At 65.4% G+C, this 13,905-nt stretch carries 12 protein-coding genes; 7 read left to right on the top strand and 5 right to left on the bottom strand.

All coding sequences use genetic code 11. The annotated features are described in order from the left end of the window. Positions 1-27: 27 nt before the first annotated feature. Genes Q0897_RS10640 through cysK form a run of 3 tightly spaced genes read left to right on the top strand, consistent with a single transcriptional unit; the run spans position 28 to position 2,937 of the window. Entirely contained in the window at positions 28-702 is a 675-nt protein-coding gene (locus tag Q0897_RS10640) for a carbonic anhydrase (protein ID WP_299309409.1), read from the top strand. Continuing rightward, entirely contained in the window at positions 702-1,985 is a 1,284-nt protein-coding gene (locus Q0897_RS10635; RefSeq protein ID WP_299309408.1) for an MFS transporter, read from the top strand. The genes Q0897_RS10640 and Q0897_RS10635 overlap by 1 nt, the downstream gene beginning before the upstream one ends. Before the next feature lie 28 nt (positions 1,986-2,013). Beyond that, positions 2,014-2,937, top strand: a complete 924-nt coding sequence (gene cysK / locus Q0897_RS10630) for a cysteine synthase A (protein WP_299309406.1) — start codon at positions 2,014-2,016, stop codon at positions 2,935-2,937. Positions 2,938-2,952: 15 nt separating this feature from the next. On the opposite strand, the gene hisI is transcribed toward cysK, so the two are convergent. Continuing rightward, a complete protein-coding gene (gene hisI, locus Q0897_RS10625) occupies positions 2,953-3,339 on the bottom strand; it encodes a phosphoribosyl-AMP cyclohydrolase (protein WP_299309405.1) in 387 nt (128 codons plus the stop codon). Positions 3,340-3,620: 281 nt separating this feature from the next. After that, the gene (locus Q0897_RS10620) at positions 3,621-4,370 is read right to left on the bottom strand and encodes a ComF family protein (RefSeq protein ID WP_299309403.1); all 750 of its coding nucleotides are present in this window, start codon (positions 4,368-4,370) and stop codon (positions 3,621-3,623) included. 73 nt (positions 4,371-4,443) lie between these two features. Here Q0897_RS10620 and Q0897_RS10615 point away from each other — a divergent pair, with 73 nt between their 5' ends. Beyond that, on the top strand, positions 4,444-5,256 hold the full coding sequence (locus Q0897_RS10615) for a methyltransferase domain-containing protein (RefSeq protein ID WP_299309402.1): 813 nt from the start codon (positions 4,444-4,446) through the stop codon (positions 5,254-5,256). A 1-nt stretch (position 5,257) separates the two neighbouring features. On the opposite strand, the gene ppdK is transcribed toward Q0897_RS10615, so the two are convergent. The 3 genes from ppdK to Q0897_RS10600 all read right to left on the bottom strand — a co-directional run bounded on the left by ppdK (position 5,258) and on the right by Q0897_RS10600 (position 11,021). Continuing rightward, positions 5,258-7,921 carry a pyruvate, phosphate dikinase gene (gene ppdK / locus Q0897_RS10610; RefSeq protein ID WP_299309400.1) on the bottom strand — a complete coding sequence of 888 codons (2,664 nt, stop codon included), beginning with the start codon at positions 7,919-7,921 and terminating at the stop codon, positions 5,258-5,260. Between the two features lie 92 nt (positions 7,922-8,013). Then, entirely contained in the window at positions 8,014-10,116 is a 2,103-nt protein-coding gene (glyS, locus tag Q0897_RS10605) for a glycine--tRNA ligase subunit beta (protein ID WP_299309399.1), read from the bottom strand. Next, entirely contained in the window at positions 10,113-11,021 is a 909-nt protein-coding gene (locus Q0897_RS10600; RefSeq protein WP_299309398.1) for a glycine--tRNA ligase subunit alpha, read from the bottom strand. Before Q0897_RS10600 ends, glyS begins: the two co-directional genes overlap by 4 nt. A 150-nt stretch (positions 11,022-11,171) precedes the next feature. Between Q0897_RS10600 and Q0897_RS10595 the strand changes: the two genes are divergently transcribed. The 3 genes from Q0897_RS10595 to Q0897_RS10585 all read left to right on the top strand — a co-directional run bounded on the left by Q0897_RS10595 (position 11,172) and on the right by Q0897_RS10585 (position 13,843). Then, positions 11,172-12,116: a TraB/GumN family protein gene (locus tag Q0897_RS10595; protein WP_299309397.1), complete on the top strand. Its 945-nt coding sequence runs from the start codon at positions 11,172-11,174 to the stop codon at positions 12,114-12,116. Beyond that, entirely contained in the window at positions 12,113-13,006 is an 894-nt protein-coding gene (locus Q0897_RS10590) for a TraB/GumN family protein (protein ID WP_299309396.1), read from the top strand. Before Q0897_RS10595 ends, Q0897_RS10590 begins: the two co-directional genes overlap by 4 nt. 141 nt (positions 13,007-13,147) lie before the next feature. Continuing rightward, complete coding sequence (locus Q0897_RS10585; protein WP_202084695.1) at positions 13,148-13,843, top strand: 50S ribosomal protein L25/general stress protein Ctc; 696 nt, start codon at positions 13,148-13,150, stop codon at positions 13,841-13,843. The last annotated feature ends 62 nt before the right edge of the window (positions 13,844-13,905 follow it).

The following is a 13,905-nucleotide window of genomic DNA, read 5'->3' as shown; positions in this document are numbered from 1 at the left end:
GCAATGCTACACGGCAAAGCTATTGCCATGACCGAATCGACCCATCACTCCGACGCCCTGGCCCACCTCAACGAAGGCTATCGCCGCTTCCGTGAAAAGAACTGGCACCCGCAGCATGAACGCTGGCGCACGTTGAGCGAGGGTCAGTCGCCCAAGGTGATGATCATCGCCTGCTCCGACAGCCGGGTCGATCCGGCGCAGGTGTTCGACGTCGATCCCGGCGAAATCTTCGTGGTGCGCAATGTCGCCGCGATGGTCCCTCCGTTCGAGACCACGCCCGGACAGCATGGCGTGTCCGCCGCACTGGAATTCGCGGTGCAGGTTTTGGAAGTCGAGGAAGTCGTGGTGATGGGCCACGGCATGTGCGGCGGTTGCAAGGCCGCGCTGAGCCAGTCGATGCAGGGGGCCGAACCCGGCAAGGGCGGTTTCGTCGCCGACTGGATCCGGCTTCTCGACGAAGCGCGCGACGAGGTCGCCGCACGTTGCGGCACCGAAGGCCGCATGGCGGAACGCGAAATGGAACTGGCCGGTGTGCGGGTCAGCCTCGCCAATCTGCGCACCTTCCCCTTTGTGCAGGAACGTGAGGGCGAGATCCGCGACGGCAAGCCGCGCCTGCGCCTGCGCGGTGCATTCTTTGCCATCTCGGACGGCATCCTGCACTGGCTCGACGAAGAGAGCGACGAGTTCAAACCCAGCTTCTGATGCAAGACGAAGCATCGGGTGACGCGACGGCGCCGGCGCCGCGTCACCCTTATCAGATCCGCGATTACCGGCTTTTCTGGATCTGCCGGTTTTCCGGCGTGATCGCCACGCTGTCGATGGTGGTCGTCCTCGGCTGGCAGGTGTACGACATCGCCCGGTCCGATTACGGGATGAGCCGGTCCGTCGCGGCGTTTCAACTCGGCATTCTGGGCCTGGTGCAGTTCGTGCCGCTCTTCGTGCTCACGCCCGTCGCGGGGCTTGCCGCGGATCGGTTCGACCGGCGCCGGGTCGCGGCCCTGTCGATGGGAATCGACATGCTGGTCGCGGCCGGACTGGGGCTGGCGACGTGGTTGGAGGTTCTCTCGCTGCCGCTGCTGTTCGCGCTCGCCGCGCTGCACGGGGTGGCGCGCATATTCCTGGGGCCGGCGCTCAATTCTCTGGCGCCGAATATCGTGCCGGCGGCCATGATCCCGCGCGCGATCGCGATGAATTCGATCGCCTGGCAATTCGCATCGGTGCTGGGCCCCGCGGCGGGCGGGCTGCTCTATGCCATATTTCCCTCCCTCCCCTATATCGTGTCGGTGGGGCTTCTGGCGCTTGGCGCGGCGCTCGTGTTGATGATCAAACCGTTGCGGAAGCCGGATGTCGACCGGACGGTCCACCCCTGGCGGCAGGTGCGCGACGGGTTGCGTTTCGTCTGGCATGACAGGTTTCTGCTGGGCGCGATATCGCTCGACCTGTTTGCGGTGCTGCTGGGCGGGGTGACGGCGCTTCTGCCCGTGTTCGCGCGCGATATCCTTCGCGTCGGGCCGGAGGGGCTGGGCTGGATGCGGGCGGCGCCTGCGCTCGGGGCGGGCGTGGTTGCGCTCTGGCTATCGGTTCGGCCGATGGAGCGGAACGTTGGCGTGAAGATGCTCTGGGCCGTGGGCGCGTACGGCCTTGCCACCGCGATCTTCGGGTTCAGCCGCTCTCTGGCTTTTAGCCTCGTCCTGCTTGTCGCGCTGGGCGCGGCGGACATGATCTCGGTTTTCGTGCGCAACTCGCTCGTGCAGCTCAACACACCCGATGCCATGCGCGGGCGGGTCTCGTCGATTTCCGGACTGGCCATATCGGCCTCGAACGAGCTGGGCGAATTGCAGTCCGGCGTCGCCGCGGCGTTCCTCGGCGCGACGGGGGCGGTGATCTTCGGCGGGGCGGGCGCGGTGCTGGTCACGCTGATCTGGGCGATGGCTTTCCCGGAACTAAAGAACGCGCGGACCTTTGCTCCTGCATATCGCGAATAAAAAGCATACCATCCTGAAAGGAGCCGCCATGAAGGCCAACAGCGTCCTCGAAACCATCGGCAATACCCCGCATATCCGCCTGTCGCGGCTTTTCCCCGATCACGAGGTCTGGGTGAAATCCGAACGCGCCAACCCCGGCGGATCGATCAAGGATCGCATCGCGCTCGCCATGGTCGAGGCGGCGGAGGCCGAGGGCACGTTGAAGCCGGGGGGCACCATCATCGAACCCACGTCGGGCAACACCGGCGTCGGCCTTGCCATGGTCGCGGCGGTCAAGGGCTACAAGTTGGTGCTCGTCATGCCGGAATCGATGTCGATCGAGCGGCGCCGTCTGATGCTGGCCTATGGGGCGAGCTTCGACCTCACCGCGAAGGAGGGCGGCATGAAAGGTGCCATCGAACGCGCCCGCGAGCTGGTGGAGGAAACCGAAGGCGCATGGATGCCGCAGCAGTTCGACAATCCCGCCAATGTCGATGTGCACGTTCGCACCACGTCGCAGGAAATCCTGACCGATTTTGCCGACACGCCGATCGATGCGATGATCACGGGCGTGGGAACGGGCGGCCATATCACCGGCTGTGCCGAGGAGTTGAAGAAGCATTGGCCCAATATGAAGACCTATGCCGTCGAGCCTGCGCTTTCCCCCGTGATTTCGGGCGGACAGCCCGGCCCCCACCCGTTGCAGGGGATCGGTGCCGGCTTCATTCCGAACAATCTGCACACCCGCGCGATCGACGGCGCGATCCAGGTGGACGCGGACACGGCAAAGGACATGGCGCGCCAGTGCGCCAGCGTAGAAGGGTTGCTCGTCGGTCTGAGTTCGGGCGCCACGCTCGCCGCCATTGCCAAGAAGCTGCCCGAAATGGATGCGGGCACGCGCGTTCTCGGTTTCAATTACGACACGGGCGAGCGTTATCTGTCCGTCCCCGACTTTCTGCCGACCGAGGCATAAGCCTGGCGGCCCGGTTCACACCGCGACGGGTTCCAGCCCGTCGTCGGTCACCCGGCGATAGAAACAGCTCCGCGCGTTGGTGTGGCATGCCGGCCCCGCCGCATCGACGCGCAGCACCAGGCAATCCTGATCGCAATCGACGAGCATGTCGACAAGGCGAAGCGTATGGCCGGACGTCTCGCCCTTCTTCCACAGCGATTTGCGCGAACGCGACCAGAAATGCGCAAAGCCCGTCTCCCGCGTGAGCCGCAGCGCCTCTGCATTCATATGCGCCACCATCAGCACCGCGTTATCGCTCGCATCGACACACACCGCGGTAATCAGGCCATCGGCATTGAAACGCGGTTCAAATCGCGGGGTCGTCTCGATCGAGGGCATGGATGGCTCCGTATTCTGCGTCATGGGCGGTGAAGTCGCACTGTTGCGTAGTGGCCACAGTGAAGACTCATATTCCTGTGCCTGTGCGCCTGCCCCCTTTTCAAATGTGTTGCAACCACACAAGATGACCATGGCTTGAGGGAGCCAGTCCGCTTCGGCGGGTTCAGGGAAAATGGCAGGTTCGGGGGGATCTGCCAGGGTGAAGATCTTGTGACAGGCTCGGGATAAAATCCCTCGAAGCCGGAATGAGATCATCGTCACGTAAACGCCCGGAGCCGTTTCGGTTCCGGGCGTTTTTCGTGGGTTCACCCCTCGCCCGATCGTGTCCGCGCATAACAGGCCACATGGACCGCCCCGGCCCCCGCGGCTTTCAAGACCCTGACGCATTCACCGGTCGTCGCGCCGGTGGTGTACACGTCGTCGACCAGGATCACCGCGCGATTCGCAAGCGATGCGGCGTGGCGCGGGCTCGCCCGGATCGAGCCTGCGACCATGGCGCGGCGCTGTGCCGCGTCCATCCCGCCGAGCGGCGTCGTGCGCCGCACCCGTTCCAGCGCATCGGGCACGAGCGAGAGCGTTTTGCCCCGCGCGATCGCACGACCGAGGAGCGCAGCCTGATTATAACCGCGTTTCCACAGGCGCCAGCGATGCAGCGGCACCGGCACGATGATCGTATCGCGCGAAAAATCGGGCAGACGCGCCGCGATCTGACGCCCCAGCATATCGGCAAGCGCCATCCGCCCCCCATATTTGAGCGAAAGGATGAGATCCTTCGAAACGGGACCGTAAAACGTCGCCGCGGTCATCCCGTCATGTTCGGGCGGGTCGTGCAGGCATGCGGCGCATTGGGCCTCATTGCCGAGGGTGTTTTCCGAAAATGGGTATTGGCACGTCGCGCAGGCTGGCGAACCGGGCCGTTCCACCATCCCGAAACAGTCCGGGCAAAGCGCATCGACCGTCCCAAACCCGCCGCCATCGACCGGATCGCCGCATGCCGGGCAGCGTGGAGGATACGCAAAATCAATGATCGGGGCGATGATCTGGTGCAGCGACATGCGCCCCATCCTGCCCGCCGCGACGCCATTGGGCAAGCTTGTCAGAACCGCGCCAAGCGGGCAGGACGCACCCATGACCGACAACGCCCCTCCCCGCATCTTCGCGCCATCACGCCGCATCGCTGCCCGCCAACGCATGGCCCGGCTTGGCCAGAATGGCCCCGTCGCACAGGCGATCGCGCGCGAGATGGCGGCAGACGCGATCGACAGGATCGGTTTCGTCCGCGGCGATTTCGGCAAGGCTCTCGTCATCGGCGACACGACGGGCAACCTCTCCGATGATCTTGCCGCGCGGGGCACACAGATCACGCGCGCCGACCCGGCGCCGGGCCTCGCCGATATGCACCTCGACGAGGAACGCCCCCTTCCCGGCGGGCCCTATGATCTTATCGTGTCGCTTGGGCTGCTCGATACGGTGAATGATCTGCCCGGCGCGCTGATCCTGATGCGGCGGGCGTTGCATGCGGGCGGGTTGATGATCGGGAGTTTTCTTGGCGCGGGGAGCCTGCCGGTCTTGCGCGAGGCGATGGTCGCGGCCGACGCCGACCGCCCGGCCCCGCGCATCCATCCGCAGGTGGACGTACGCGCCGCGGGGCAATTGATGAACCGCTTGGGCTTCGAAAGCCCGGTTGTCGATGGCTGGCACTTCGAGGTTGCGTTCGATTCGCTCGATCAGCTGGTTGGCGATCTCCGGGCGCAGGCCGCGGGCAATGTCCTGCGCAATGCGGGGCCGCCGCTGGGGAAGGCAGCGTTGCTACGGGCCCGGGATGCGTTCGCCGAACATGCCGACGACAGCGGCAAGATCCGCGAACGGTTCGAGATCGTGACGCTAAGCGGATGGAGCGCGGCACCGCAGGCCGGGGCGCGCTCCCCCACGCCGCAATAGGTCAGCTCAGCGCCGCCTGCGCCGCCGCAAGCCGCGCGATCGGCACGCGATAGGGCGAGGCCGACACGTAATCGAGCCGCTGCTTCTCGCAAAACGCGATGGAGGCAGGGTCGCCGCCGTGTTCGCCGCAAATGCCGAGCTTGATACCGGCACGCTGCGCCCGCCCGCGTTCGGCGGCGAGTTCGACAAGCTGCCCCACCCCTTCGATATCGAGGCTGACGAAAGGATCGCGCGGGTAGATGCCCCGGTCGACATAGGGGCCAAGGAAGCGCGAGGCATCGTCCCGCGACACGCCCAGCGTCGTCTGCGTCAGATCGTTGGTGCCGAAGGAGAAGAATTCACCCTCCTTCGCGATTTCGCCCGCCATCAGGGCGGCCCGCGGCAATTCGATCATCGTGCCGACGAGGTAGTCGATGGTCTGGCCTTTTTCCTCGAACACGGTTTTGGCCACGCGGTCGGTCAGCGTTTTGAGGATCTGCAATTCGCGCCGCGTCGCGACCAGCGGGATCATGATTTCGGGCAATGGCGCCTCGCCGCTATCCTCCGCAACGGCAAGCGCCGCCTCGAATATGGCGCGGACCTGCATCTCGTAGATTTCGGGAAACGTAATGCCGAGCCTGCAACCGCGGTGGCCCAGCATCGGGTTCGCCTCGTGCAATTCGCCCGCACGCCGCTTGAGGTGATCGGCGCCATATCCGGTCGCATTCGCCAGATCGTCGAATTCCTCGTCCCGCGTGGGCAGAAATTCGTGCAGCGGCGGATCGAGCAGGCGGATCGTCACGGGTAGCCCCGCCATCTCGGTAAAGATGGAGACGAAATCGCTGCGCTGTTCGGGGAGCAGCTGGTCGAGCGCCTTGCGCCGTCCGGCCTCGTCCTCGGCCAGGATCATCTGCCGCACGAGGCTGATCCTCGCGGCGTCGAAGAACATGTGCTCGGTCCGGCAAAGGCCGATGCCCTCGGCGCCGAACTGCCGCGCCATGCGGCAGTCCTCCGGCGTTTCGGCATTCGCGCGCACCTTCATGCGGCGCATCGTGTCGGCCCACTCCATCAAGGTGGCGAAATCGCCGACCAGCTCCGGCTCGATCGTCGGGACCGCGCCCTTCATCACCTGCCCGTTCGCCCCGTCGAGCGTGATGATATCGCCTTCCTTCAATTCCTCGCCATTGATGCGGGCGACCTTCGTCTGACGGTCGATGGACAGCGCCGACGCGCCCGATACGCACGGGCGGCCCATGCCGCGCGCCACGACGGCCGCGTGGCTGGTCATGCCGCCGCGCGCGGTCAGGATGCCCTTGGCCGCGTGCATCCCGTGAATATCCTCCGGGCTGGTTTCCACGCGGACGAGCACGACATCCTCGCCGCGGCTCGCCATGGTTTCCGCCGTATCGGCATCGAACACCACCTTGCCCGATGCCGCGCCCGGCGACGCGGGCAACCCGGTGGTCAGCACGTCGCGCGGCGCGTCGGGGTCGAGCGTGGGGTGCAGAAGCTGATCGAGCGCCATCGGATCGATGCGGCGCACGGCATCGGACTGATCGATCAGCCCCTCGTTCACCATGTCGACCGCCATCTTCAACGCGGCGCGCGCGGTCCGCTTGCCGGTGCGGGTCTGCAACATCCACAGCTTGCCCTGCTGCACCGTGAATTCGATGTCCTGCATGTCGCGATAATGGTTTTCGAGCAGCGCGAACACGCGTTCCAGCTCGCCATAGGCATCGGGCATCGCCTCCTCCATCGAGGGGAGCGTGGCGCCCGCGCTCTCGCGCGCCGATTTCGTCAGATATTGCGGCGTGCGAATGCCGGCGACGACATCCTCCCCCTGCGCATTGACGAGCCATTCGCCGTAATAATTGCGTTCGCCGGTGGCGGGGTCGCGGGTGAAGGCAACGCCGGTGGCGCTGGTGTCGCCCATGTTGCCGAACACCATGGCCTGCACGTTGACGGCGGTGCCCCATTCGGACGATATGCCATTGATCCGGCGATAGATTTTGGCGCGCTCCGCATCCCAGCTTCCGAACACGGCGGCAATGGCGCCCCACAATTGTTCGTGCACATCCATCGGGAACGGCCGGCCCAGCTCGCGCTCGGCAATCGCCTTGTATTGCGAGACGAGCGCTTTCCAGTCTTCGGCTGCCATCTCGATATCGTTGAGAAAGCCCTTGTCTTCCTTCGCGATTTCGAGCGCTTCCTCGAACAGGCCATGGTCGAGGCCGAGCACGACGTCGGAATACATCTGGATGAAGCGGCGGTAGCTGTCCCAGGCGAATCGCTCGTCACCCGAAATCGCGGCCAGCCCGACGACCGTTTCGTCGTTGAGTCCGAGATTGAGGACCGTGTCCATCATCCCCGGCATCGAAACGCGCGCGCCCGACCGCACCGAAACGAGCAGCGGATCCTGCGCATCGCCGAAGGATTTTTCGACCGTCCGCTCGATATGATTCAGCGCGTCTGCGACATTGGCCCGCAATTCGTCGGAAAAATTCGCACCCTCGGCCAGGTATTTGATGCACATCTCGGTCGTGATGGTGAAACCGGGCGGAACCGGCAGGCCGATGGATGCCATCTCCGCGAGATTCGCGCCCTTGCCGCCGGTGATCGTCTTGTCCCGCGCGCGCGGATCATCGGAAACGGCGCCCCCACCAAAGGTGTAGACATATTGCGTCATATAGCCTGTGCCCCCAAAATTATCGTTCCGCGACCGCGAACATTTTCGCATCTCGCGTTCAATCGTTGTCCGATTGTGACCCTTGCACCTTACTATCCCTCAATCCGCGAAAAGTCTGCAACCTTGTGCACCGCAGCACGAAACCTGTCCAGAAGGGTCAATCGTGCCTGCCGCTTTGCCGGATCGTCGTCATTCACCGTCACGCTGTCGAAGAACGCGTCGATCGGCGCCCGCAGCGAGGCCAGCGCATCCATCGCGCTTTCGAAATCTTCGTGCGCGATGGCGGTCTCGGCCTTCGGTTCGGCGGTGTCGAGCGCATCGGCAAGCGCCTGCTCCGCCGGCTCACGCTCGTAGGACGGCTCCTGCTTTTCGCGGGCGCGTTCGGCGACGATCGGGCCGAGATCGGGATCGTCGACCAGCGCCAGCGGATCTTCCTCCCCCGTTCGCGCGGTGCGGTTTTCGGGAGCCTCGAACCCTTCCTTCTTCAGGATGTTCGCGGCGCGCTTGTAGGCGGCGAGCAGGTTTTGCCCATCCTCGCTACCCATATATGTTTGCAATGCGTTCACGCGAGATAGAAGTCGTACAAGGTCGTCTTCGTTCCCGAGCGAGAAGACGGCGTCGATCAGATCGTGGCGAACGCCGGCCTCGCGCTGCTGCACCTTCAATCGGTCGGCGAAGAAATCGAGCAGCTCGCCCGACGCAATGCCGAGCCGAAGCCCGTTTTCCGTCACGATCCTGACCACGCCGAGTGCGGCCCGCCGCAAGGCGAAGGGATCCTTCGAACCGGTCGGCTTCTCGTCAATCTCGAAAAAGCTGCGCAGATTATCGAGCTTATCCGCCAGCGCGACCGCCACCGTCACCGGCGCCGTGGGCACCTCGTCCCCCTGCCCCGCCGGCTTGTAATGATCGCGGATGGCATCGGCGACGCGGTCGTTCAAACCTTCGGCGCGGGCGTAATATCCGCCCATAAGACCCTGTAATTCCGGGAATTCGCCGACCATTTCGGTAACCAGGTCGGCCTTGGCCAGCCGCGCGGCCTGCTCCGCCTCGTCCGGGTCGGCATCCTTCACGATACCCTCGGTCACGAGCCAGCGGGCGAGCGTCGCCACCCGCTCCACCTTGTCCGCGACGGTGCCGAGTTTTTCGTGGAAGGTGATGCGCCCCAGCCCCTCGGCATGTTCGGCGAGCGTCTTTTTCCGATCCTGATCCCAGAAGAAACGTGCGTCCGACAGCCGCGCGGCCAGAACCTTGCGATTGCCGTCGGTGATCGCGGCGCCATTGTCGGCCGCCTCGATATTCGCGGTGCACACGAATGCATTGGCGAGCGTGCCGCCCTCCTCGCACACGAAATATTTCTGATTCGTGCGGGCGGTGAGCTGAATGACCTCGGGCGGCACCGCGAGGAATTCCGCGTCGAACCGGCCGAGCAACGGCACCGGCCATTCGGTCAGTCCAGCATTCTCGACGACCAGCCCCTCATCCTCGACCAGCGTGAGGCCCGCGTCCGATGCGGCCTGCTGCGCGCGTTGGCGGATGATTGCCTCGCGTTCCTCGTGGTCGACGATGACGTGGCATGCGCGAAGCTTGCCCGCATAATCGTCCGCGCCGCCGATGGTGATGGGGCCGTCGTGATGGAAACGATGACCCTTGGTGGCAAAACCGCTGGCGATGCCCTCGACGTCACACGGCACCAGATCCTCGCCCAGAATGGCGACGATTCCCGACAACGGCCGGACACAGCGCAGGCTTTCGGTGGAAAGCGACGCCGCGCCCCAGCGCATGGATTTGGGCCAGGGAAACGCGCGGATGATCGCCGGAATCGCCTCGGCCAGCACGTCGGCGACGGCCCGGCCCGGAATGTCGCGCACCGCGAACCAGGTCTTGCGGCCTTTCACCTCACGCAGTTCGAGATCGTCGCGGCTCACGCCATTCTTGCGGCAGAACCCGTCGATGGCGGCATCGGGCGCGCCCTCGGGCGGACCTTTCGCCTCTTCGGAGACGGCCTGCGTTTCGACCGGCAAGTCCCGCGCGATCAGCGCGAGACGCCGCGGCGTGGACCACACGGTCACCGCGCCATGGGAGACACCGGCGCCGTCCATTTCGGCGCGAAACAAACGTTCGAGGTCGCGGCGGGCGCCGGCCTGCATCCGGGCGGGAATTTCCTCGCACCTGAGTTCGAGCAGAAAATCACTCATGCGCTCCACTCCGGATAGGCTTCGGCCCAGCGGTCGGCGTTCTTCTCCATATGCGCCTCGCACGAGCCGCGGGCGAGATCGCGGACCTGCGCCATGTAGCTGGCGCGTTCCTGTACGCTGATCACGCCGCGGGCCTGCAACAGGTTGAAGATATGGCTCGCCTCGATCGCCTGTTCATAGGCGGGAATGGGGAGTTTCGCGTCGAGGCAATTGCGGCATTCGGCCACCGCCTTGCGGAACAGGTCGAACAGCGCATCGGTGTCGGCAACCTCGAAGTTCCAGGTCGACATCTGCCGTTCATTGTCGAGGAACACGTCGCCATAGGTCGTGCCGCGCCCGTCAAAACCGAGGTCGTAGACGTTATCGACCCCCTGAATATACATGGCCAGCCGTTCGAGCCCATAGGTCAGCTCACCCGCGACGGGTTTGCAGTCATAGCCACCCATCTGCTGAAAATAGGTGAACTGCGTGACTTCCATCCCGTCGCACCACACTTCCCAGCCCAGACCCCAGGCGCCCAGTGTCGGGCTTTCCCAGTCATCCTCGACAAAGCGGATATCGTGCTTGAGCGGGTCGATGCCGATCGCGCGCAGGCTTTCCAGATAGAGCTCCTGCAGATTGGCGGGGCTGGGTTTCAGGATCACCTGATACTGGTAATAATGCTGCAATCGGTTCGGGTTCTCGCCGTAACGTCCGTCCGTCGGGCGGCGGCACGGCTGCACGAAAGCGGCGTTCCACGGCTCCGGCCCCAGCGCGCGCAGCGTGGTGGCGGTGTGGAACGTGCCCGCCCCCATCCGCATGTCGTAGGGTTGCAGGATCAGGCAGCCATTCGCGCTCCAGTAATCGTGGAGCGTGAGGATCATGTCCTGAAAGCTGGTCTTGGGGTCTCGTTCGGGCGTCTTCATGGTGCCGCCGCAATGGCGAAGCGGTCCCGCAGCGTCAACAATTTCGGACCGGTCCGCCTCTTGAATTTAATGCCCGCACCGGCAATCTGACACGACGAAGGCGGGGTCGAGGGGGCGCTGCTTTTCAAACCGGGATGATATTTCATGCGAATGCCACGTTTCCTCCGCCCGCTTGTCGCCATTCTGCCGCCGCTGCTCGCCGGCTGTGCGACCGCGTCCGCCGAACCGGCCGGCATCGCCCCGGCGCAAGGCGTGGAGGCCGCAGAGGCCGCCCCGCTCGACCGGCAGAACGCCACCCCGGCCCTTTGGAAACTGTCGGACGAGGATACGACGATCTACCTGTTCGGCACGATGCATGTCCTGAAGCCGGACCTCGCATGGTTCGACGGGCCGGTCGCCGACGCTTTTGCCAATAGCGACGAGGTGATGCTGGAGATCGTGCAGCCGAGCGAGGCCGAAGCCGCCGAGGCCGTCGGCGGCGCTGCCATGTTGCCCGAGGGTCAGACACTGTCCGCGATGCTGACCCCGCCGCAGCGCGAGAAGCTTGCCGCCGCCGCGCAAGGCATCGGCATGCCGATGGCCGCGATCGACCGGATGCAGCCGTGGTTCGCCGCCACGATGATGACGATGGCCTATGGTCAGAAGCTGGGCTATTCGCCCGCCTCGGGCGGCGAGCAGGTGTTGAGCCAGGCGGCCGCGGAGAATGGCAAGCCGGTATCGGGTCTCGAAACCTTCCGCCAGCAGATCGGCTTTTTCGATAGCATGTCATCCGACGCGCAGATCGCGTTCCTGATGGCGACGATCGACGCGCCCGACACGATGGCCGCGGATCTTGAACGGATGGAGCGCGCATGGGCGATGGGCGACATCGTCGATACCGCCGCGCTGCTCAACGAAGGGTTCGAGGATAACCCGCAAGTGAAGACGCTCCTCCTCGACCGCCGCAATGCCGACTGGGCACGGCAGATCGACGCGCGCATGGACCGGCCCGGCACCGTGTTCATCGCGGTGGGCGCCGGTCACCTCGCGGGTGAGAACAGCGTGCAGGACGCACTGGCGAAGCGCGGGCTCACCGTCGAGCGGATCGCGTATTGACGATTCCCGCGACGGGGCGGTGGCGGGCGTGGCTATGCGCGCTGCTGCTGTGCACTCTGTCATCGACGCTCGCGGCGTGCGGGGGGCCTCGGGTCGAGGCGGACCCCGCGCTCTGGCGGATCGAGGATGAGGCCGGGCGGACGGCGGGGTGGCTGTTCGGGACCGTGCATGCCCTGCCCTCCGGTGTCGACTGGCGCCGCGAAGGGCTGAATCGTGTCATCGCGGATGCTGGCATGCTGGTGGTGGAGGTGCGCGCGCTCGACGATACGGCGGCCATCGCGGGCGCCATGGCGGCGCTCGGCAGGACCGAGGGCCTGCCCCCGCTGTCCCGCCGGATCCCTGCGCAAGACCGCCCTGCCCTCGCCGCGCTTTACGATCGGGCGGATATCGAACCGGGCGCCTTTCGCGATGTCGAGACCTGGGCCGCGGCCCTGTCCGTGTCGTCCGCATTGTCGCGGGAGGCCGGCAACGATAGCGGCGCGGGCACCGATCGCGCGCTGCTCGAGGCGTTCGACGGGCGGCCGGTCGCCGGGCTCGAAACCGCGGGCGAGCAACTCGCCATCTTCGACCGGCTCGACGAGGATGCACAGCTCGCCCTGCTGCGGAGCATGTGGGAGGCGCCCGAGGATGACGGCGCGATGCTCGATGCATGGATGCGCGGCGACGCGGCGATGCTCACCCGCATATTGGAGCAGGGCCTTGCCGCGAATCCGGACCTGCGCGCGGCCTTGCTGGTCAATCGGAACCGGCGCTGGATCGCGCAGATCGAACCGTTGCTGTCGGATGGGCGCAGGCCGCTGATCGCGGTGGGCGCGGGGCATATGGGCGGGGCCGACGGGTTGATCGCGATGCTCCGCGCGCGCGGATGGCGGGTCGTGCGCGCGGATTGACAGGGGCGGCCGATCCCGCGCGGCGCTTGCATTTGGCGCGCAGAGCCGCTACGCGCCCGCCTTCGCATCGGCACATGGTCATCCCTGGAGGCGCGTGCCGCGCGAGTTGAACCAACAAGCTTTATACAAAGGTCTAGGATTATGAGCGATCAGCTTACCCTGGCGGCCGAAAAGCGCGAACGGGCAGGCAAGGGAGCCTCCCGTGCCCTGCGCCGCGAAGGTCGCGTTCCCGCCGTCGTCTACGGTGGCAAGGAAGAACCGCAGCCCATCCACGTCGAGGAACGTGCGCTGGTGAAACTGCTGGACACCGGCCACTTCATGAACTCGATCGTGATGGTCGAAATCGACGGCAAGAAGCTGCGCACCCTGCCCAAGGACGTCGCCCTTCACCCGGTTCGCGATACGCCGACCCACGTCGATTTCTTCCGCCTTGCGAAGGATGCGAAGGTCGACGTGAACGTGCCCGTCGTCTTCGTGAACGAGGAAGCGGCCCCCGGTCTCAAGCGTGGCGGCGTGCTCAACGTCGTGCGGCACGAGCTGGAGCTGGTCTGCGACGCCGACCACATCCCCGATCAGATCGAGATCGACGTGACCGGCCTCGAAATCGGCGATTCGATCCACATCAGCCACGTGAAGCTGCCCAAGGGTTCGGAAAGCGCGATCACCGACCGCGACTTCACCATCGCGACCGTGGTGGCGCCTTCAGCTCTCAAGAAGGCCGACGGCGAAGAAGGTTCGGATCAGACCGGCGCCGGCATGGAAGCGGGCGAAACCGCCGCGACCGAGCAGGGCCCGGACGACGATGCCGCCAAGGAACAGGAAGAAAAGAGCGCCTGAACGCGTTCTCGCTTTCTGGCGATACGAAACGCCGGCCGTGCCACGGGCAAGGCCGGCGTTTT

Origin of the sequence: uncultured Croceicoccus sp. (assembly GCF_947496385.1) — a bacterium.
Classification (GTDB): Bacteria; Pseudomonadota; Alphaproteobacteria; order Sphingomonadales; family Sphingomonadaceae; genus Croceicoccus.
This window is presented reverse-complemented; position numbering and strand designations above follow the sequence as displayed.

What these genes read in the sequence shown, in the direction of transcription:
- Q0897_RS10615 (WP_299309402.1), top strand. Translation starts at nt 4,444, where the DNA reads ATGACCGACAACGCCCCTCCCCGCATCTTCGCGCCATCACGCCGCATC.
- Q0897_RS10600 (WP_299309398.1), bottom strand. Translation starts at nt 11,021, where the DNA reads ATGAAGACGCCCGAACGAGACCCCAAGACCAGCTTTCAGGACATGATC.
- Q0897_RS10640 (WP_299309409.1), top strand. Translation starts at nt 28, where the DNA reads ATGACCGAATCGACCCATCACTCCGACGCCCTGGCCCACCTCAACGAA.
- glyS (WP_299309399.1), bottom strand. Translation starts at nt 10,116, where the DNA reads ATGAGTGATTTTCTGCTCGAACTCAGGTGCGAGGAAATTCCCGCCCGG.
- Q0897_RS10585 (WP_202084695.1), top strand. Translation starts at nt 13,148, where the DNA reads ATGAGCGATCAGCTTACCCTGGCGGCCGAAAAGCGCGAACGGGCAGGC.
- cysK (WP_299309406.1), top strand. Translation starts at nt 2,014, where the DNA reads ATGAAGGCCAACAGCGTCCTCGAAACCATCGGCAATACCCCGCATATC.
- ppdK (WP_299309400.1), bottom strand. Translation starts at nt 7,921, where the DNA reads ATGACGCAATATGTCTACACCTTTGGTGGGGGCGCCGTTTCCGATGAT.
- hisI (WP_299309405.1), bottom strand. Translation starts at nt 3,339, where the DNA reads ATGACGCAGAATACGGAGCCATCCATGCCCTCGATCGAGACGACCCCG.
- Q0897_RS10635 (WP_299309408.1), top strand. Translation starts at nt 702, where the DNA reads ATGCAAGACGAAGCATCGGGTGACGCGACGGCGCCGGCGCCGCGTCAC.
- Q0897_RS10620 (WP_299309403.1), bottom strand. Translation starts at nt 4,370, where the DNA reads ATGTCGCTGCACCAGATCATCGCCCCGATCATTGATTTTGCGTATCCT.
- Q0897_RS10595 (WP_299309397.1), top strand. Translation starts at nt 11,172, where the DNA reads ATGCCACGTTTCCTCCGCCCGCTTGTCGCCATTCTGCCGCCGCTGCTC.